The sequence below is a fragment of the Streptomyces sp. NPDC044044 genome (assembly GCF_056434405.1).
The window spans coordinates 561,431-581,175 of record NZ_JBWKFG010000001.1; the positions used below are offsets into that span (position 1 = coordinate 561,431).

Consider the following 19,745-nt stretch of genomic DNA (forward strand, 5'->3'; position numbering starts at 1 on the left):
TCTAGGTTGTTCCGCATGGACAGCGCAGCCATCGATCGGTTCGAGGCCAGCCGCGGCCGGCTGGCCTCGCTGGCGTACCGTCTGCTCGGCTCGGCCGCCGACGCCGAGGACGCCGTGCAGGACGCGTTCCTGCGCTGGCAGGCCGCGGACCGCGAACGGATCGAGGTGCCGGAAGCGTGGCTGACCAAGGTCGTCACCCACCTCTGCCTCGACCGGCTCCGCTCGGCACAGGTGCGCCACGAGCGAGCGGCCGGTGCCTGGTTGCCCGAGCCGCTCCTCGACGGCGACCCGATGCTCGGCCCTGCCGACACCTTCGAGCAGCGCGAATCGGTGTCGTTGGCCGTACTGACCCTCTTGGAGCGGCTCTCGCCGGTCGAGCGGGCCGTCTACGTCCTGCGTGAGGCCTTCTCGTACAGCCATGCCGAGATCGCCGGGATCCTCGACATCACCGAGTCCGCGAGCCAGCAGCACGTCCACCGGTCCCGCGTCCGGGTCGCCGCCGAGCGTCGGCGCGGCGGCGAGACCGACCCCGCGTCCGCGCGCCGGGTCGTCGAGGAGTTCCTCGCCGCCGCCATGTCGGGGCGGACCGAACGGCTCGTGGAGCTGCTCACCGACGACGTGACGGCGGTCTCGGACGGCGCGGGGCTTGCCAAGCGCCTCTTGCGGTACAAGACGCGCGAGCGGGTGGCCTCCTATGTGCGCGCCGGCTTCCGGCCCACTCCGGCGAAGCGACGCCTCGCCGGCGGCTCGCCCGCGCTCCATGTCGGGGTGGTCAACGGCTCCCCGGCCGTCCTCGCCGTGATCGACGGCCGGGTCGTGGGCGCCGTGGCCTTCGAAGTCAGCGACGGCAAGGTCGCGTCCCTGCGCGGCATCGCCGCCGCGAACCGGCTCGTGCGCGTCAACGAGGCCTGGAGCCAGCACGAACCGGACGTCCCGGTCATCAAGGCATGGTGACCAGGGGCCGTCACGCCGCGAACCTGGCCACGGCGACCGCCCAGGCGATGTAGAGGACGTTCACCACCAGCCGAGCCACCGCACCGACCGGCCGCTCCAGCAGCCGGGGACGGTCCGGCCGCGCGCGTCGCAGCGCGTCCACATGGGACACCTGGTAGCAGCTGATCAGGGCGGCGGCAGCCCAGCCCCCGGCCTGTCTGGTGCAGGGAGCCAGCACCAGCACACCCACCACGACCTCCGCCGCCCCGCTGACGGCTACGAGGAGCCGCTCCCGGCGGAGCCATGCGGGAACCAGCGTGCGGAAGTAGCCGGGGGCCAGGAAGTGCGTGACCCCTGTGACGGCCAGGAAGACGGTCAATCCGATGGCGGCGATAGCGTGCATGGCACGATGATCCGTTCACCTCGTGCCTGGGCACTTGAACAAAACGATCGCCGCATCGTCTTCGCCTCCGGCGCCGAGGCGACGATGTTCGCCGAGTCGCACCCGTTCCGCGTCGCCCGACACCGGCTGCCCGTGTGGAAAGCCGTGCTGCCGATCGGCGGCCGCGCCGAACTCCTGCAGTCGGTGGGGCCCATGGTGGCGGCCCCCGGGCTGATCGTGCCGCCCCAGCTGGCCCACACCTGCGGGGCGACCTCGCCGTACGTCGCTCTGTTCATCGACTCGTGGCGGCTGCCGCCCTGCCCGGGGCCGATCCGGCTCGACGCGGGCGAGGTCCGCCGCCTGCTCGCCGCGCTCGGCACCACCGATTCCGACGCCCCGGGCAGCCGCGTGGACCTGGCCGCCGGATACGCCGAGGTGCGGGATCGCGCCGGGTGTCCGGCCCCGCTCGATCCGAGAGTCGCCCACGCCGTCGACCTGTGCACGGTGCGCGATCCGGACATGCCCATCACCTTCGTCGCCGACGAGGTCGGCCTTTCGGCCCCGCGGCTGCGCGCCCTGGTCCGGCAGGACGTGGGCATCGCACTGGCCCGCTTGCGCCGATGGAGCCGGCTCCGCACCGCGATCGCCGACCTGCCGAATTCCACGACAGCCCTGGCCGCAGCCGCCGCAGGCTTTGCCGACCAGGCCCATCTCACCCGTACCGCGCGGGACTTCCTCGGGCGTACGCCTGCTTCTCTGCGACGCGGAAGTCTTCCATCAGGCAGCTCGGACCAGCCCGAATCGCCGCCTGCGCACGGGCGCTGAAGTTCCGCGTCACTGGCCGAGATTTTCGCCCGCTCGGACGCCCCTGGCGGCCCCTCTGGCGCCCTAGCCGTTCGGTTGCGGTAGGGGGAGTAATTGATACCCCTGTTCTCGCCTCTCGGTGGCATTCAGGGGCCTTCCTGCCATGGTGAGTGGTGGCGCGACCGGTAGTCTGGAGGCTGTTCCGGTCTGGAGTGCTGAGGCCGGTTCCCGCCTGCGTGGGAGGGCTTTGCCTGCCCGCGGGGCGATCTCTCTGTCAGTGATCTGGCGTTTCCGGCTGCCTTGCCGGGGGCGCTGTTCGTCGTGCCCGAAGAAGGAGCATCCGTGACCGAAGCTGGTACCTCCACCGCCACGCCTGCCCAGCCCGGCGCCGGTGGCCGGTCGTCCTACGACGCGAACGCCATCACCGTTCTGGACGGTCTTGACGCGGTCCGCAAGCGGCCGGGCATGTACATCGGCTCCACGGGGGAGAGGGGGCTGCACCACCTGGTGCAGGAGATCGTCGACAACTCGGTGGACGAGGCCCTGGCCGGAGTGGCGGACCGGATCGACGTGACGATCCTCGCGGACGGCGGGGTGCGGGTCGTCGACAACGGCCGTGGCATTCCGGTGGGCATGCACCCGGTGGAGAAGAAACCCGCGGTGGAGCTGGTGCTCACCGTCCTGCACGCGGGCGGCAAGTTCGGCGGCGGTGGCTACGCCGTCTCCGGCGGACTGCACGGCGTGGGCCTTTCGGTGGTGAACGCCCTGTCCACGCGGTTGTCCGTGGAGATCTGGACCGAAGGCCACCGCTGGACCCAGGAGTACAAGGCCGGCGTGCCGATCGCTCCGCTGTCCCGCCATGAGGCCACGGAGCGAACGGGCACGTCGATCACTTTCTGGGCCGACGGGTCCATCTTCGAGACCACCCAGTACTCGTTCGAGACTCTGTCCCGCCGCTTCCAGGAAATGGCGTTCCTCAACAGAGGGTTGACCCTCACCCTCACCGACGAGCGGCCCGCGGCGCGGGCCACCGCGACCGCGGACAAGGCAGGCTCCGACACCGTCGAGGAGCAGCGGGCGAAGACGGTGGCCTACCGCTACGAAGGCGGGATCAGCGACTTCGTCAGGCATCTCAATGCCCGCAAGGGCGAACCGGTCCACCCCACCGTCGTCGATTTCGCCGCCGAGGACGGCGAGCGTCTGCTGTCGGTGGAGGTGGCGATGCAGTGGAACAGCCAGTTCTCCGACAGCGTCTACTCCTACGCCAACACCATCCATACCCACGAGGGCGGCACCCACGAAGAAGGCTTTCGCACCGCGCTGACGACCATCGTCAACCGGTACGCCCGCGACAGGAAGCTGCTGCGGGACAAGGACGACAACCTCGCCGGTGAGGACATCCGCGAGGGCCTGACGGCGATCATCTCGGTCAAGCTGGGCGAGCCCCAGTTCGAGGGCCAGACCAAGGCCAAGCTGGGCAACACCGAGGTGCGCACGTACGTACAGAAGGTCGTGCACGAGCAGTTGGCGGACTGGTTCGACCGCAACCCGAACGAGGCCGCGGACATCGTCCGCAAGGGAGTTCAGGCGGCCACGGCGCGGGTGGCGGCCCGCAAGGCCCGGGACTTGACCCGTCGCAAGGGCCTGCTGGAATCCACGGCTCTGCCGGGCAAGTTGTCCGACTGCCAGTCCAACGACCCGAGCAGGTCCGAGATCTTCATCGTCGAGGGCGACTCCGCCGGCGGCTCGGCCAAGTCCGGCCGCAATCCCGAGTTCCAGGCGATCCTGCCGATCCGGGGCAAGATCCTGAACGTCGAGAAGGCGCGGATCGACAAGATCCTGCACAACCAGGAGATCCAGGCGTTGATCTCGGCCTTCGGCACGGGCGTGCATGAGGACTTCGATGTCGAGAAGCTCCGCTATCACAAGATCATTCTGATGGCGGACGCCGACGTCGACGGTCAGCACATCAACACGCTGCTCCTGACGTTCCTGTTCCGTTTCATGCGGCCGCTGATCGAGCACGGCCACGTCTATCTCTCGCGCCCGCCCCTCTACAAGGTCAAGTGGAGCCGGGATCACGCCGAGTACGCCTTCTCCGACCGGGAACGCGACGCCCTCATCGAACTGGGCCGTCAGGAGGGACGGCGCATCAAGGACGACTCCATCCAGCGCTTCAAGGGCCTGGGCGAGATGAACGCCGAGGAATTGCGCATCACCACGATGGACGTCGATCACCGTGTCCTTGGACAAGTGACCCTGGACGATGCCGCCGTCGCCGACGACCTCTTCTCCGTCCTCATGGGCGAGGATGTCGAGGCACGCCGCTCCTTCATCCAGCGCAACGCCAAGGACGTCCGTTTCCTCGACATCTGAGACACCTGAGATGTCCGAGACCCCCGATCCCAACTGCCGCCGCATCGGAGGAAAACCCGCGTGAGTGCATCCCCGCTCCCCTCATCCGCCGCCGCCCTGGCCGGGGCCGTGACGGGCGGATCCGACTACACCGCACGCCACTTGATGGTTCTGGAAGGCCTGGAGGCGGTTCGTAAGCGTCCGGGGATGTACGTCGGCTCGACGGACAGCCGTGGCCTGCTGCACTGCCTCTGGGAGATCATCGACAACTCCGTCGATGAGGCCCTGGGCGGCTACTGCGACCACATCGAAGTCATCCTCCACGACGACGCCTCCGTGGAGGTCCGGGACAACGGCCGAGGCATCCCCGTCGACACCGAACCCCGTTCAGGACTTTCGGGTGTTGAGGTCGCCTACACCAAGCTGCACGCGGGCGGGAAGTTCGGCGGTGGCTCGTACGTTGCCTCCGGCGGTCTGCACGGTGTGGGCGCTTCCGTGGTCAACGCCCTGGCCCACCGCCTGGACGTGGAAGTCGACCGGCACGGTCACACCCATGCCGTCAGCTTCCTCCGCGGCACCCCCGGCATCTACAACGGCAACGGCCCCACGGCGGACTTCACACCCGCCGGTGGCCTGCGCAAGGCCAAGAAGATCCCCAAGACCCGTACGGGTACGCGTGTGCGGTACTGGGCCGATCGCCAGATTTTCCTGAAGGACGCCAGGCTCAGTCTGGAGACGTTGCATCAGCGTGCGCGGCAGACGGCGTTCCTGGTGCCGGGTCTGACGATTGTGGTGCGTGATGAGTACGGTCTGGGGGAGGGCGGCTCCAAGGGTGAGGAGTCCTTCCGTTTCGACGGTGGCATCAGCGAGTTCTGTGAGTATCTGGCGCAGGACAAGGCGGTGTGTGATGTGCTGCGGCTGTCCGGGCAGGGCAGTTTCAAGGAGACGGTGCCGGTCCTGGACGATCACGGTCAGATGACGCCCACCGAGGTCACGCGTGATCTCGTCGTGGATGTGGCGATGCGCTGGGGCACGGGCTATGACACGACGCTGCGGTCCTTTGTGAACATCATCGCCACGCCCAAGGGCGGCACGCATGTGTCGGGCTTCGAGCGTTCACTGACGAAGACGATGAATGAGGTGCTGCGCTCGCAGAAGGTGTTGCGGGTGGCTGAGGACGACATCGTCAAGGATGACGCCCTGGAGGGGCTGACCGCGGTGGTCACGGTGCGGCTTGCCGAGCCGCAGTTCGAGGGGCAGACCAAGGAGGTGCTGGGCACCTCGGCGGCCAACCGGATTGTCGCCAATGTCATCGCCAAGGAGCTCAAGGCGTTTTTGACGTCGACCAAGCGTGATGCGAAGGCGCAGGCGCGGGCGGTGATGGACAAGGCGGTGGCGGCGGCTCGCACGCGGATCGCGGCCCGTCAGCACAAGGATGCCCAGCGCCGTAAGACGGCCCTGGAGTCGTCGTCGCTGCCGGCGAAGCTGGCGGATTGCCGCAGTGATGATGTGGAGCGCAGCGAGCTGTTCATCGTGGAGGGTGATTCGGCGCTGGGTACGGCCAAGCTGGCGCGGAACTCGGAGTTCCAGGCTCTCCTGCCGATTCGCGGGAAGATCCTCAACGTTCAGAAGGCGTCCGTGACGGACATGCTGAAGAACGCCGAGTGCGGCGCGATCATCCAGGTCATAGGGGCGGGGTCGGGGCGGACCTTCGACATCGATGCGGCTCGCTACGGGAAGATCATTCTTCTGGTGGATGCCGATGTGGACGGTGCGCACATCCGGATTCTGCTGCTGACGCTGTTCCAGCGTTATATGCGTCCGATGGTGGAGGCGGGCCGGGTTTTCGCGGCGGTGCCGCCGTTGCACCGGATCGAGCTGGTGCAGCCCAAGAAGGGCCAGGACAAGTACGTGTACACGTACTCGGACAACGAGCTGCGTGAGACGTTGTTGGAGTATCAGCGCAAGGGGATCCGGTTCAAGGATTCCATCCAGCGTTACAAGGGTCTGGGTGAGATGGACGCGGACCAGCTCGCGGAGACGACGATGGACCCGCGTTATCGCACGCTGCGGCGGGTCAACATCGGTGACCTGGACGCCGCCGAGCAGGTCTTCGATCTCCTGATGGGCAACGACGTCGCACCCCGCAAGGAATTCATCACCAGCTCAGCGGCCACACTCGACCGCTCACGGCTGGACCTGTAGCCGCCGGCGACGGCTCCCGAGATGAGACTGATCGGGTTTCGGGCGATGATGCTCACGAGCACGTTCCTTTCCCCGGTGCGCATGTCGGTGGTTGATCCGCCGTCCGGCACTGGGACGGCTGTCCGGCCGAGGGCGTCTCACGCGGGACCAGGGTCATCAGCCGCGGGAACAACGTCACTCGTTTGGCGGCCCGCAGGGTGAAGACCGCGGTCCATGCCGCGGATGTGAAGAGAGCGTTGCAGGCTCTCCATCTCTTCGGTGCCGTGGGCATGTCAGCCAAGGGCAGGCGAAAAGAGAAGCCGCGAGGAGGACGCTGCCGATGCTAGTTGTCGCTCTTTTGCTCTTGCCGGTCATGGGGCTCCTGATGGTCGCCATGGACCGCATCGAGGACCTGATGAACGGACAAGCGTGGCCGAGAACCGATCGGCGTGTACGTCACCTTCGCCTCATCCACGGGGGCGGACACGCGGGACGCCATCGAGATCCGGCCGCCGAGCACCACAGCGACGCGGCCTGACGTGCGAGGAAACGGCGCCGCGCCCACTTCTGTGGATGCGGGCGCGGTGCCGTTTCCCCGTGTGTCAGGGGTCCCCGACTCCGGGGGCTATCGCGCCGTCTTCTCGGCGAGCTTCTGGAACTCACCCAGGTCGTAGTTGGCCAGGGTGGAGTCGAGGTTCGTGAGGGCGCCGAGGCGTTCCACGAAGCCCTTGGGGTCGTACTCGATCTGAAGTGTCACCCGGCTCGTGGTGTCGCTGAGGCGATGGAAGGTCACCACGCCGGCGTGATCCACCCCCTCGACGGTGTGCCAGGCGATCCGGTTCTCCGGCACCACTTCGGTGAGCTCGGCGACGAAGTTCTTCTCCGCACCGGGCAGCTCCAGCTGCCAGGCGAAGCGGCGCTCGTCCATCGGCTCGACCAGGCGTACGTGACTGAGGAAGGCGGGCCAGCGTGTCACGTCGCTCCACAGCGCCCAGGCGACGGAAACCGGCGCCTTGATGTCGACGGACTCGAGCAGGGACGCGGACATACGCACCTCTTTCTGTACGGGGCTTTCTGTACGGGGTCTTCCGGGTGGGGAGTGGCCACGGATCTCCGGGCCGGTGGAGCATGGGACTCCGGTACCCCTCAAAGGGCCGCCCATGCGAGACGTCACGTCGTCGCGCGGGCGTCAGGCCTTCTCGCCGGATGCGGCGAGCTTCTGCAGGTCCACGGTCTCGCCGGGCGCGGGCTCCTCAGGGCTCACGGACTTGCCGTAGTCACTGAAGGTGGCGGTGTTGGGCTCCTTGCCGCCGGTCGACGTCGTGCGCAGGATGTACGGCTTGCCCTCGGTGGCCACGTACAGCGTGAGGGTCTCGCCGCCGGAGGTCTTCTTCGTCAGCCGGATCGCCTCGGCGCCGTCGACGTTCGTCGTCGAGCCCTTCTTCATGCCCTTGCGTTCCGACTTGTCCTTGTCCATGGCAGCCGTCAGCGCCTTCTTGTCGCACACGTTCTTCGCCGTGGCGTCGTCCGCGGGTGCCTTCACCCACTTGTCCGCAATCTTCGGCACGATCTTGTCACCGCCGGGCTGGCCCTTGAGGGCGGTTTTCCAGTATTTCTCGTCGCCCCGCAGGTAGAACGTCCCCTTCGTGTTCCGCACATCCGCGGACGCACCCTCCGTCTCGATGGAGCCGTCACAGTTCTTGTTCCGGTCCACGGACAGGTCGATGGTCATTGAGGAACCCGCGGACTGCTGCGTGGTCCCCTTCATGTGCATCGAGTCGGCTTGCTGGGTGGCCTTGACCGCGTCAGCGGCGATCTGATCGGCGCTCTTGCCCTCGAACGGCCCGCTCTTGTCGTCCGAGCTGTCGCCACCGCATCCGGCCAGCGCCACTAAGGCCGCTCCGGTCACCGCGGCCGTCAGAGTTCTGCTGCCCCTCGCCATGTCTGCTCCCTCCTGGGGGCGCGTCTGCGCCCTCCGGTCGTTCCGCGGCCGTCGGGGCCGCGGAACACCCGGTTACCCCGCTGCCGCGATAGATCACCGGAAGGGTGATGTCCACTTTCTGTGCCGGTGGAGCGTGGGGTGTCGGCAGGGAGAGGAGATGAGGGTGCGGCCGGGGCGACCGCGCGAGGACGCGACGGCCGCACGAGGACGCGACGGCCGCGCGCCTGGGGCGCCTGGAGCTTATGGTGACCGAGGGCATACGGAGACAGCCATGACGTCAGCCAAGAAGTCACACATCGACCTGGAGCAGTGCCTGCTCCTGACCGGCATGGGCAGCTTCGACTGGGACCTGGACAGCGGTGAGCTCAGTCTCGACGCCAGTGCCCTGGCGGTACTCGACCTGCGTCCCGATGAGTTCCACGGCCTGGTCACCTCTCTGCAGAGACGGGTGCCACCAGAGGAGGCCGTACGCGTCAGCTTCGCCGTCACCGAGGCGGTCAGCACGGGCGTCGACGCCTATGGCGTCTACTTCCGTGTCCGCCACCGTGACGGCACGCGGCACCTCAGCCACGCCCGTGGACACATCCTGCGCGACGACGAGGGCCATGCCGTGCGTGCCGTCGGCATCGTGCGGACGGCCTCGAACGACGGGCAGGAGCTCGCGGCCACGGACCCCAGGGAGGAGCGCCGTCAAGGCATCGCCCTGATGGTGCAGGGCACCACGGAAGCCCTCTCCCGGGCCGTCACGGTCGACGACGTGGTGGCCGTGCTGTCGGGTGCGAGCGGCCTCGACCGGTTCGCCGCCGACGGCCTGGTCCTCGGCCTGGTCGAGGGGGAGAACCTGAAGCTGATCGCCCTGGTGGGCCAGACGATGCAGGCCCTCGACGAACTCAAGCTGCACAAGGTCGACGAATCGCTGCCGCTGGCCGAGGCCGTCATGACCCGCCAGCCCCGTTTCGTGGGCTCACTGCCCGACCTCGGGCGGCGCTTCTCCCGCCTGGGGCCGTACATCACGGAGATGGAGCTCGACTCGGCGGCGTTCCTGCCCCTGGTCGCCCAGGACCGTGCCATCGGCGGGCTCGCGCTCTTCTACCGCGGCCGGAAGGACTTCAGCGACGCGGACCGCAACCTCTGCATCGGTCTCTCCGGCATCGTCGCCCAGTCGCTGCAGCGCGCCATGCTGTTCGACGAGGAACGGGACCTCGCCAGGAGTCTGCAGGCCACGATGTTGCCGCGCGGGGTCCCCGATGTCCCGGACTCCGAGGTCGCCGTGCGCTATCACGCCGCCTGGGGCGGTCGTGACGTCGGAGGAGACTTCTACGACGTCATCACTCTGCCCCGCGGGCGGATCGGCGTGGTCGTGGGCGACGTACAAGGACATGACACCCACGCCGCGGCCATCATGGGGCAGCTGCGCATTGCCCTGCGGGCCTTCGCCGGGGAGGGGCACCCGCCCGCGACGGTGGTCTCGCGCGCCTCACGCTTCCTGGCAGAGCTGGACACCGAGCGGTTCGCCACCTGCACCTATGCCCAGTTCGACCCCACCACCGGCATCGTGCGCGCCGTGCGGGCCGGACATCTGCCGCCCCTCGTGCGCCATGTGGACGGCCGCGTGGGCGTGCCACGGGTCCGCGGCGGGCTGCCGCTGGGCATTGCCACCGACTTCGACATGGAGGACTACCCCGAGGTACGGCTCGACCTCGTGCCGGGCGAGACCCTGGTGCTGTGCACGGACGGGCTCGTGGAGGACGCCGGTCTCGACCTCGACACCGGGATCCAGCACCTCGCCGAGGTGTTGTCCACCGGACCCGAGTCGGCCGAGGACCTGGCGGACCATCTCTCGCGCGTGCTGTGGAAGAGATGGGGCAGCAGTGACGACGTGGCGCTCCTGGTCCTGCGCAGGCTCCCCGACCCCGGCACGCTCCAGGAGCCGCGCATCCACCGGTACGTCCACCAGGCCGACCCCGAAGGACTCGCCGACGCACGCGCGGCGCTGCGCGAACACCTCGCTTCGTGGGGGCTGGGAGCGGTCGCCGACGATGTCGAGGTGGCCGCCGGTGAACTCCTCGTCAACGCCCTCGTCCACACCGACGGGGGCGCCATCCTCACGCTGGAGGTGCTCACCGGCCCGCCTCGCCACGTCCGCCTGTGGGTGAAGGACCGCTCGAGCACCCGGCCCCGCAAGAGGTCCCCGGTGGAGACCGCCACCTCCGGCCGAGGACTGCTCCTGGTGGAGGCGGTCGCGTCGCGCTGGGGAATCGAGCCACGTGGCGAGGGCAAGGCCGTCTGGTGCGACTTCGCCGCGCCGGAGGCGTGAACGGCCCGGCTCACATGGTCTTCCACGCCTCCGCTGCACACCTCTGCCCGCTGCAATACGTCTGCCGCTGCCCTCTCAGGCAGCGGCAGACGTATTGCGGCTCAGTCGTGCGAGCAGGCCAGCGGGCCAGTAGGCCAGTAGGCCAGGGTTCAGGCCTTGTCCTGCATGCTGCTGCGAGCCGGGTTGGCCTGTTCGCCGGCCTTGGGGTCCTTCTCGTCCGCCTTGGCGCGCACTCCCTGCGCGATGCGCTCACCGATGGACTTGTCGATGTTCGACCAGTACTCGAAGGCCCTGGCGAGCACGGGCTCGCTCACGCCGTTGAGCAGGTGTCCGACGACGTTGTCCACGAGGCGCTCGCGCGCGGCATCGTCGAGGACCTCGCGCACCATGGTGCCGGGCTGGCCCCAGTCGTCGTCCTCGGCGTGGTCGACGTAGGCGGCGCGGGTGATGTCACCGTCCGCGTACCAGCTCGGCGGGGCGTAGCGGCTCGTGTCGGCTGCAGGGCCGCCCTTGGAGTTGGGCGCGTAGACCGGGTCCTCCGTCTTGCGGTAGGCCATGGCCCCGTCCTTGGAGTACGTCCGCAGGGGCGCGACGGGGGCGTTGACCGGCAGCTGCTGGTAGTTGCCGCCGATGCGGTGGCGGTGTGCGTCGGCGTAGGAGAACAGCCGCGCCAGGAGCATGCGGTCGGGGCTCGGACCGATGCCGGGGACCAGGTTGTTCGGCTGGAAGGCCGCCTGCTCGATCTCGGCGTGGTTGTCCGTGGGGTTGCGGTCCAGGGTCATCCTGCCGACCTCGATCAACGGGTAGTCGGCATGCGGCCACACCTTGGTCAGGTCGAACGGGTTGAAGCGGTAGGTCGCCGCGTCGTCGTACGGCATGACCTGCACGTGCAGGGTCCAGCTGGGGTACTCACCGTCCCGGATGTGCTCGAAGAGATCCCGGGTGTGATAGTCCGTGTCGGCCGCGGCCATCTGGTCGGCCTCGTGCTGGGTGAAGTGTTCGACCCCCTGGTCGGTCTTGAAGTGGTACTTGACCCAGAACCGCTCACCCTGCGCGTTGATCCACATGTAGGTGTGCGAGGTGTAGCCGTTCATGTGGCGCCAGGTGCGCGGGATGCCTCGGTCGCCCATCAGCCATGTGACCTGGTGGGCGGACTCGGGGGAGAGGGTCCAGAAGTCCCACTGCATGTCGTGGTCGCGGAGGTTGTTGTCCGCCCGGCGTTTCTGGGACCGGATGAAGTGCTGGAACTTCATCGGGTCCTTCACGAAGAAGACCGGGGTGTTGTTCCCGACCATGTCGTAGTTGCCCTCGGTGGTGTAGAACTTCACCGCGAATCCGCGCGGGTCACGCCAGGTGTCCGGGCTTCCGCGCTCACCGGCGACGGTGGAGAAGCGCGTCACCAGGTCGGTCCGGGTGCCCGGCTGGAAGAGGGCTGCCTTCGTGTAGGCACTGACGTCCTGGGTGACTTCGAAGTGGCCGAAGGCGCCGCTGCCCTTGGCATGCGGCTGCCGCTCAGGAATCCGCTCCCGGTTGAACTGCGCCATCTGTTCGATCAGATAGGAGTCCTGCAGGAGGATCGGCCCACCGGCGCCGACCGTGAGCGAGTGCTCATCGCTCTCGACCGGAACGCCGGCGTCCGTGGTGGTCGCCTTACCTGTGACGTCGCTCATGGGTGACGAGTGCCTTTCGGTGGGTGGTGTTCTCTGCGCCGCGAGGGTCCGGGTCAGCAGCTGCGAAGGGCCGTGTGCGAGGGGTCTGCTCCCGGCTCGTGGCTGGTGGCTGGGCGGATTCGGCAGTGCATCGGCATCGTGTCCATCTTGCGTCTTTTATGCGGGTGTGGCCATTTGTTCACGTGCTTCCGGACGCGGAGTTTCGCGGGACCCTGACCGAGTGCCCGACTTGGCGCCGCCAATACGTGGCGAGCCTTCCGTTTTGCTCACGCCGAGGGCTGGAGCTGACTACTCCAGAAACGTCGCGGTGGCCGTCACGAACTGTTCTGCGTCGTCGAGCCAGGGATAGTGACCCGCTGACGGCTGCACCACGAGAGCGGCGTCGGGGAACAGCGTCGCGAACTCGGCCACCGGCCGAGGGGGACTGTTGACGTCGAACTCCCCGGTGAGCAGCAGGACGGGCATCGCGCAGCGTGCCAGCTGCCTACGCGTGGTCTCCGGGTCGAAGGCGCCCTCCGCGGCGAAGCCGGCGACGGCTTCCTCGTTGCCCGGCCGGCTGGCCGCATGGTGCTGCTGTGCGGCGGTGTCCCACCGGCCGTAGAAGAAGGGGCTGATGGCCTCCCAGTCCGTGCCGGTGCCTTCGGTGATCGCCTCCAAGGCGGCGAACGCCGACGGGAACCACGGTTCGTTCGCGCGCAGTTGAACGAGCTCGCGTCGCACCTCACCGGTGATCTCCACCCCGACGGCCCGGGTCCCCGGGCTGATGAGGGCGAGCTTGCCGAGGCGCTGTGGGTGCCGGGCCGCGTACTGCGTCGCGACGTTGGCGCCGCCGGAGTGGCCGAGCAGGTCCATTCGGGGGAGCCGGAGATGGTCGCGCAAGGCCTCGACGTCCTCGACGAGGCGGTCGCACCGGTAGGAGGAGGGATCCTCGGGAACCGCGGACCGTCCGGTGCCGCGGCTGTCCAGGACGATCAGCTGCCGGTGCGCGGCCAGGCCGCCGAGATCGCCGAGGTAGCGGGAATCCGCGGGGCCGCCGGGGATGCAGACGACGGGGGCACCGTCTCCCTGTACGTGGTAGGCGAGCCGGGTTCCGTCAGGCGCGGAGTAGGTGGGCATGCGCCCATCGTGGCACTCACAACCAGGTTATACAACCTCGTTATAGAACCCGGTTATGACGCCGGAGGGGCTGGACGGTATAACCGAGCCATGGCAGCTGACGAGGGCACTCACCAGAACGCCGGGGCGCTGACCGAGGGGCAGGCCGAGCGGATGCTCGCCGGCATGAACGAGGTCATCCGTGCGGGCGAGGAGATGCGGAAGCTGCGCGCGGAAATGATCCAGCTCTTCGCAGGCTTCGGCTGGACGCAGGACAAGATCGCCGAGCTCGCGGACATGAGTCAGCCCGCCGTGTCCAAGCAGATGGCGAAGTCCAGGGCGGGCGAGCACATGCTGCCGCCGATGGATCTCCACCTCGACCAGCGGGACCTCCCCTGGCTGGAGGGGCGTCTGTGGGGTCTGACCGAGGGTGTCTCGGAGGCCTTGGACGACGGTGCGCACTGCACTCGATACGTCCATGCCCTCGCCCGGGGAAGGAAGCGCTTCACGCCCCAGAACGTCGACGAGTTGCGACGCCTCCTCGAAGAGGACCTGAGGCGGCATCAGGCACAACTGCCGAGCAGCCACCGGCAGGCGTACGACGAGATCAGCCGCCGCCTCGACATCCCCGAGAACGCCACTGCCACCGCCACCACCGGCTCGGCTTCCGTGCGTCGCGCCATCGCCCGGGAGATCCAGCGCGATCGGCTGAGGGGTGATGTCTGATGAGCGACGGCCGCCGTGACGCGGAGGATTGACCCTGCATTTCGGCGTCAAATTGCACTCTGTGGCAGGTCTTTCGGCTTCGTAGAGTGGTGATCACAACGACAGCGGGTCCGCTGCCGAATCGAAGGGAACACCACCATGAACAGCAAGAACGCCGACTTCGCCGCCCTCCTCACCCGCGCCGCGGAAGCTGAGACCTCCGCCGACCCGAGCAGTGTGATGACGCTGCTGGCCGACACGGACGGACCGGATGGGGGGTTCACCGCGTACCGCTCCTCGTTCGCCCAGGGGGCCGTCGGGGCTCCCGCGCACTTCCACACCAAGGCGACGGAGCTCTTCTTCGTGATCAGTGGCTCCCTCCAGGTCTTGGTGGGCGAGGAGATCACCGTCCTGAACGCCGGCGACTTCCTCGCCGTGCCGCCGCACACCCCGCACGCCTTCGCCGCGGCTCCGGGCTGCGAGGCGGACGTACTGTTCCTCTTCACGCCCGGCATGGCCCGCTTCGACTACCTGCGCCTGCTGGGCAGCGTGATGCGCGGCGAGAGTGACCCGAAGAAGATCGCGGAGTCCTCGGAGCGCTTCGACAACCACTACGTGAACAGCCCCGTCTGGCGAGACGCACTCGCTGCCTCGTAGGCGCGTAGGGCGCGTGAGGTACGTGGAGCATGCGGGCGGGGGAGGGGAAGGCGGCTCTCAGGCAAGGGAGTTGGCGTGTACGCGAGTGCAAGTGGACGTTCCGTGCCTGCGGTTGACGGCCCTGTGGGAGGGCGATCCGCGACATTCTTCGAAAGCGGGTGCGAGTACTGCCGGTAACGTCGGCCGTACTCTCTCGACTTGAATGGATGTCGCTCGAACTTCTTGTTTCCCGTGAGTCGCCTGTGTCAAGGTGAGCGTCCTCGCGCCGAGGCAATGGTCAGGCCCGCTTTTCTTGTTCGCGATTTCGTGCCGGTCGTCGACCCAAAAGGTCGTCAGTTGGCCGTATTCGGACAGTCTTGTGGTTCAGTATCGCGGTTCAGGCTCGCGGTTCGTTGATCTAATTCCCGCCTTGGTGAGTCCCAGGTATGAACCAATCAGCCGCCCGCATTTCGATGGGCGCGATATCCCGTGTGCCGTCCTTCGGTTTGGAAGGAAAAGGTTCTGTGCAAGCGCCCCACCCCCCACGCCCGTCCTACCCCCCTCGTCCCGGTGTGAGCCCCGCGGAATCCGACATGAGCCTCGCCGCCCGACTGCGAGGCCGGACAGAGGAAGAGTCGGACCGGCCCGTCGCCCTCCTGCTCGCGCGGCACTGGCAGTCGGCGCACGACTACTCGGCCATCTGCCTCGCCACGTGGGCGAGTTCGGCCTCGATGGTCGCCACGGCATCCTTCCATCAGGTACTCGGGCACATGGCGCGCGGCGAGCCGGGCGGTGCCCTGCGTCCCCTTCTCCTGGTGACCGTGAGGGAGACGGTCAGGGGCTGGTGCGTCGACGACCACATATCCGCTCTCATGCCGGAACTCCGCAAACCGACCGGCGGTCGCGGCATGCGTGCGGCAACCTCCATGACACCCACGAAGCGGCAACTCGCCGCGCGTTCCTTCTGGGCCCTTCCGGGAGTGGCCCAGTGCCTCCTGTGGCACACCGCGGTCGAGGCCGAGCACATATCCATACCCGCTGGTTTGTCGGGCTTGAGTGCCGACCTCGCGGTCGACGCCCTCGAGCAGGCACGGGAACAATTCCGGGCGGGCATCGTCCGCGCCCACCGGGAACTTGCACCGACCAAGGAATGCCCCCTCTACAACCGACTCATCGACGTCACGATTCGCCGCGGTGGCGCCTTACTTCCCGATGTTCAACACCATCTGACGGAGTGCGGCCACTGTCGTGACGTTTCCGACCAACTCGGCCTTGTAGAGAGCGGGTTGGGAACTCTTCTCGCCGAAGCGGTACTCGGCTGGGGTGCCCGTCGCTACCTGGAGTCGAGGCCGGGGCGCGGGCGCCCCGCGACGCGTGGCGGAGCAGCCGCCGGGCGCGGCGGCAGGCACTCGGGCGGCGGCGGACGCCATCGTCCTCCGTCGCGCATCTCCCTGCCGGGCGGTGCGCTCGGGCCCGCGCGGACATACTCCAAGGCGCTGCGTACCGGAGCTGCCCTGGGGTCCGCCGCGCTGCTCGCGGCGGTGCTCGTCGCCATCCTCTCGTCGGGTGACGGCGGCGACGGCGGGTCCGTGCCCCCGACCGACATGGCCGGAAGCCGTGAAACCCACCCGAGCGTGGATCCCGAGGCGCCGCCCGCAGGTTCACCCCCTCCCACATCCGCGGGGTATCCCGACAGGTCGGACCAGGGCAGACTCCGCAACGTGGCGGCGGACCTGTGCCTCGACATCCGGGGCGGCAAGGCCAGGCCCGGTGCCGAGACGAAGCTGGCCGAGTGCTCGGACGAGGCGGATCAGCAGTGGTCGTACGCGAAGAACGGACTGCTGAGCAGCGTCGCCCGTCCCGAACTCTGCCTGGACTCCCACGCGAACGACGGCGTGACCACCCTCGGCAGATGTGTGGCGCCGTCGGACGCGCACGCCGATGAGGTGCGCTACGACCTGACCGTGCTGGGGGAGTTGCTGCCCCGGTGGCACGAAGGTCTCGCGGTCACGCCTGCCTCCTCGCGCAAGGGCGCGGATGTCGTGGTCAAGGTCCGTGACGGATCTGCCGACCAGCGATGGATGCTCGACCCCTCGACGGCATCACCGGACACCAGGTCGATCGACGGAAAGGGCGGCGCCTCGGTGAAGTCCGGCCCTGACGAACGGCGTGCGGACGGCGACACCTGCACCGGCGCGACTTGCGGGCCGCCATCGCCCGGAGCGCAGGGGCCGGGGCCGAGGGGCGACGGGCCGAGGGGCGACGGGAAGAAGGGCGACGGAGCGAAGGGTGACGGGGCGAAGGGCGAAGGTCGACGGCCCTCGCCGGACTCGACCGAGCACGGCGACGTGCACAAGCGGTATGCCGAGGTCGGCTGCTGTGACGGATCCGAGCCGGTCGCGCCGGACCGTCCCGGTGATCGCCTCCGTTCTCCCGCAGTGCGAGCGGAAGATCTGGACGGCGCGCCCTCGCGCGAGGCCCTGACGGCGCGTGAGATGCCTGCCGCTGCCGCCGGGCCGGGACGCGAAAGGGACGGTGCCGGCCTGGCCCCGTAAGAGAGGGAGGAGCGGCAGAGGCCAGGCGGGCGCAGCCGGTGATTCCTCGATCGGGTGCTCGTGCGAGCATCCCGGTATGAGGTGTTTCGAGACCGTCACGCACATCGCCGCGTCTCCGGCGACCGTCTTCGACCTGTCGTTGGACGTGGATCTGCACACCGCGTCCATGGCCCGCTCCGGGGAGCGGATCGTCGGCGGCATCCGGGCCGGACGTATGGCGCTCGGTGACACCGTGACCTGGGAGGCCAGGCACTTCGGTATGCGGTGGCGGATGACCTCGCGCATCAGCGCGTACGAGCGGCCCGGAAGATTCGTGGACGAGCAGGTGGCCGGGCCGTTCAAGCGGTGGCACCACACGCACTACTTCGCGCCGGACGGGCGCGGGGGCACGGTGATGCGTGACGTGATCGAGTTCGCCGCGCCGTTCGGCCTGTTGGGGGCGGGCGTGGAGGCGGTTGCCCTCGGCCGGTACATGCGGAAGCTCATCGAGGCGCGCAATGCACATGTGACGGCCTGCGCCGAGGCATCGGCCTAGGGCAGCCGCCGACCGGCGCCACCGGCCACGACGCCCCGACCTGCCCCATGTCCTCAAGGGGCGTTCGGCCCCAGCCAGGGGCAGCGACGCGGCCTGTCCGATACCGCCGCCTGATCTTTTTCAGGCGGCTCGGCTGACGTCCAGCCGTTCGGACGACGGCTCGTATCCAGCTGCCCTGTAGGCGGCGACGGCGGCAGCGTTCGAGCTGGGGGTGCTGACGAGTGCGCTTGATGCGCCCAGTTCACGTAGCGCTGCCGCAGCGGCGACGCTGATCGCCGTCCCGTAGCCGCGACCGCGATGGTCGGCGTGTACGCCCACCGGCTCCAGCAGGCCGGGTTTGCCGGGCCCGGCCGACCAGACCGTCGCCGCGGCCACCGCGTTGTCCTGGTCGTCGTAGCCGATCAGGCAGCGGGCGTCGGCGTAGACCGGCCCGGCCGCGAGGACGTGCCAGATCTCCTCGGTGAACGCCGGGCTGTTGAACGCCGATCGGTGCACCGCGGTCCGTACCCCCGCCGTCTCCGGACCGGCTACCTTGATCCGCAGGCCGGAGTCCTTCACCGGCTCGGCGAGGTCGTGGCGCAGCGGCGTCCACGGTTCGTCCGGATTCCAGCCCGCCTCCAAGAGGACCTCGCGGAGCAGGGCGCCGTTGGGGACTTCGAGGCCGACCTTCCCGGGCGGCAGGACCCCGCGCTCCGGATCATCGAGGTCCGCCAGCAGTTGGCGCGCCAGATCACCGTCCTGTCGCAGGTCCGGCGCGGTCGTCAGGCGCAGCACATCAGGGCCGTCCAGGTATCCCACGGCAACGATGCGTCCGTCCACGCTCCAGGTGCGGACGGCCGCGGCCAGGCTCTCCGCGCCCAGCGCCCAGGCCCAGCCGAGGTCTCCCGGATGGAGTTGCAGCGGCGTGCGGTCGTCCTGCCATACGCGGAGGGCATCCACGGCCCCGGTCAACCCGTCGACGCCGGGCATGTTCAGAACGATCGTCATGTCCCGCATCTCACACCACCGCGGCGACCGGCCGCACTTGGTTTTACTCGGCCGACGGTGGAGGAGCCCGGCGCTCGAACGCGTGCTGAACGACACGTCCTGCCAACTGACCCCTTCTCCTCAGGGGCTGAGGGGAGGCGGGCTCCACCGTTAGGGCAGGAGCGATCCATCGATGTGCTGCCTGGCATCGTGTGCCGTGACACCGCCGGGCGGATCCTTGTTCACCGCCGTCCCGATGATGTGTCGCGCTTCCTGGGGCAGTTCAATTGGATGCTGGGTGGGGCCACAGAGGTGGGGGAGTCGTACGAGGACGCTGCCGCGAGGGAGTTGTCGGAAGAACTGGGTGTGCAGGGACAGCCGCAGTTCGTGTTCAAGTTCCGCTGCGCGGGCGCGATCAGCCCTTACTGGCTCGGGCTGCACACGGTTGCCGTGGAGGATCCGGTGCGACCTGCCGCCTCGGAGATCGCTTGGCACGCCTGGTTGACGGAGCACGAGCTTGCCGACCTGGTGCGCCACGAGGTGTTTGTGCCCGATGCTCGTGAGGCGTTCGACCGGTACCGCGCCTTGTCCCAGCCGTCGCAGGACCACTCAGGGACCATGGAGCATGCGTGGAAGCCCCCGGGCATGAACCTGCCGTAAGCAGAG

Annotated in this window: 16 protein-coding genes; 10 read left to right on the forward strand and 6 right to left on the reverse strand. The window is 68.4% G+C overall.

What is annotated here, in order from left to right:
* Window positions 1-15: 15 nt before the first annotated feature.
* A complete protein-coding gene (locus AC07AG_RS02650) occupies window positions 16-954 on the forward strand; it encodes a sigma-70 family RNA polymerase sigma factor (RefSeq protein WP_478751081.1) in 939 nt (312 codons plus the stop codon).
* A 10-nt stretch (window positions 955-964) separates the two neighbouring features.
* Here AC07AG_RS02650 and AC07AG_RS02655 read toward each other — a convergent pair whose 3' ends face one another.
* The gene (locus tag AC07AG_RS02655) at window positions 965-1,336 is read right to left on the reverse strand and encodes a hypothetical protein (RefSeq protein WP_478751083.1); all 372 of its coding nucleotides are present in this window, start codon (window positions 1,334-1,336) and stop codon (window positions 965-967) included.
* A gap of 6 nt (window positions 1,337-1,342) precedes the next feature.
* Here AC07AG_RS02655 and AC07AG_RS02660 point away from each other — a divergent pair, with 6 nt between their 5' ends.
* The 3 genes from AC07AG_RS02660 (at window position 1,343) to AC07AG_RS02670 (ending at window position 6,679) form a co-directional block, all read left to right on the forward strand.
* Window positions 1,343-2,140, forward strand: a complete 798-nt coding sequence (locus tag AC07AG_RS02660) for a helix-turn-helix domain-containing protein (RefSeq protein ID WP_478751085.1) — start codon at window positions 1,343-1,345, stop codon at window positions 2,138-2,140.
* 321 nt (window positions 2,141-2,461) lie between these two features.
* Window positions 2,462-4,495, forward strand: a complete 2,034-nt coding sequence (gyrB, locus tag AC07AG_RS02665) for a DNA topoisomerase (ATP-hydrolyzing) subunit B (protein WP_478751087.1) — start codon at window positions 2,462-2,464, stop codon at window positions 4,493-4,495.
* A 60-nt stretch (window positions 4,496-4,555) separates the two neighbouring features.
* Entirely contained in the window at window positions 4,556-6,679 is a 2,124-nt protein-coding gene (locus tag AC07AG_RS02670) for a DNA gyrase/topoisomerase IV subunit B (protein WP_478751089.1), read from the forward strand.
* A 604-nt stretch (window positions 6,680-7,283) separates the two neighbouring features.
* On the opposite strand, the gene AC07AG_RS02675 is transcribed toward AC07AG_RS02670, so the two are convergent.
* On the reverse strand, window positions 7,284-7,706 hold the full coding sequence (locus AC07AG_RS02675) for an SRPBCC family protein (protein WP_478751091.1): 423 nt from the start codon (window positions 7,704-7,706) through the stop codon (window positions 7,284-7,286).
* 141 nt (window positions 7,707-7,847) lie between these two features.
* Window positions 7,848-8,600, reverse strand: coding sequence for a hypothetical protein (locus AC07AG_RS02680; protein WP_478751093.1), 753 nt, complete (start codon window positions 8,598-8,600; stop codon window positions 7,848-7,850).
* 271 nt (window positions 8,601-8,871) lie between these two features.
* Between AC07AG_RS02680 and AC07AG_RS02685 the strand changes: the two genes are divergently transcribed.
* Window positions 8,872-10,917 (forward strand): SpoIIE family protein phosphatase, encoded by a 2,046-nt coding sequence (locus AC07AG_RS02685; protein ID WP_478751095.1) that lies wholly within the window; start codon window positions 8,872-8,874, stop codon window positions 10,915-10,917.
* Window positions 10,918-11,066: 149 nt separating this feature from the next.
* On the opposite strand, the gene AC07AG_RS02690 is transcribed toward AC07AG_RS02685, so the two are convergent.
* Both AC07AG_RS02690 and AC07AG_RS02695 read right to left on the reverse strand, forming a co-directional pair.
* Entirely contained in the window at window positions 11,067-12,587 is a 1,521-nt protein-coding gene (locus AC07AG_RS02690) for a catalase (RefSeq protein WP_478751097.1), read from the reverse strand.
* A 288-nt stretch (window positions 12,588-12,875) separates the two neighbouring features.
* Complete coding sequence (locus AC07AG_RS02695) at window positions 12,876-13,703, reverse strand: alpha/beta fold hydrolase (protein ID WP_478751099.1); 828 nt, start codon at window positions 13,701-13,703, stop codon at window positions 12,876-12,878.
* Window positions 13,704-13,793: 90 nt separating this feature from the next.
* Here AC07AG_RS02695 and AC07AG_RS02700 point away from each other — a divergent pair, with 90 nt between their 5' ends.
* From AC07AG_RS02700 to AC07AG_RS02715, 4 genes are all read left to right on the forward strand, one after another.
* Window positions 13,794-14,408: a sigma-70 family RNA polymerase sigma factor gene (locus tag AC07AG_RS02700; RefSeq protein ID WP_478751101.1), complete on the forward strand. Its 615-nt coding sequence runs from the start codon at window positions 13,794-13,796 to the stop codon at window positions 14,406-14,408.
* A 138-nt stretch (window positions 14,409-14,546) separates the two neighbouring features.
* Entirely contained in the window at window positions 14,547-15,044 is a 498-nt protein-coding gene (locus tag AC07AG_RS02705) for a cupin domain-containing protein (protein ID WP_478751103.1), read from the forward strand.
* A gap of 572 nt (window positions 15,045-15,616) precedes the next feature.
* The gene (locus AC07AG_RS02710; RefSeq protein WP_478751105.1) at window positions 15,617-17,578 is read left to right on the forward strand and encodes an RICIN domain-containing protein; all 1,962 of its coding nucleotides are present in this window, start codon (window positions 15,617-15,619) and stop codon (window positions 17,576-17,578) included.
* Window positions 17,579-17,654: 76 nt separating this feature from the next.
* The gene (locus AC07AG_RS02715; protein WP_478751106.1) at window positions 17,655-18,113 is read left to right on the forward strand and encodes an SRPBCC family protein; all 459 of its coding nucleotides are present in this window, start codon (window positions 17,655-17,657) and stop codon (window positions 18,111-18,113) included.
* 120 nt (window positions 18,114-18,233) lie between these two features.
* On the opposite strand, the gene AC07AG_RS02720 is transcribed toward AC07AG_RS02715, so the two are convergent.
* The gene (locus AC07AG_RS02720) at window positions 18,234-19,100 is read right to left on the reverse strand and encodes a GNAT family N-acetyltransferase (protein ID WP_478751108.1); all 867 of its coding nucleotides are present in this window, start codon (window positions 19,098-19,100) and stop codon (window positions 18,234-18,236) included.
* 174 nt (window positions 19,101-19,274) lie between these two features.
* Between AC07AG_RS02720 and AC07AG_RS02725 the strand changes: the two genes are divergently transcribed.
* Window positions 19,275-19,739 carry an NUDIX domain-containing protein gene (locus AC07AG_RS02725; protein ID WP_478751110.1) on the forward strand — a complete coding sequence of 155 codons (465 nt, stop codon included), beginning with the start codon at window positions 19,275-19,277 and terminating at the stop codon, window positions 19,737-19,739.
* Window positions 19,740-19,745 lie beyond the last annotated feature (6 nt).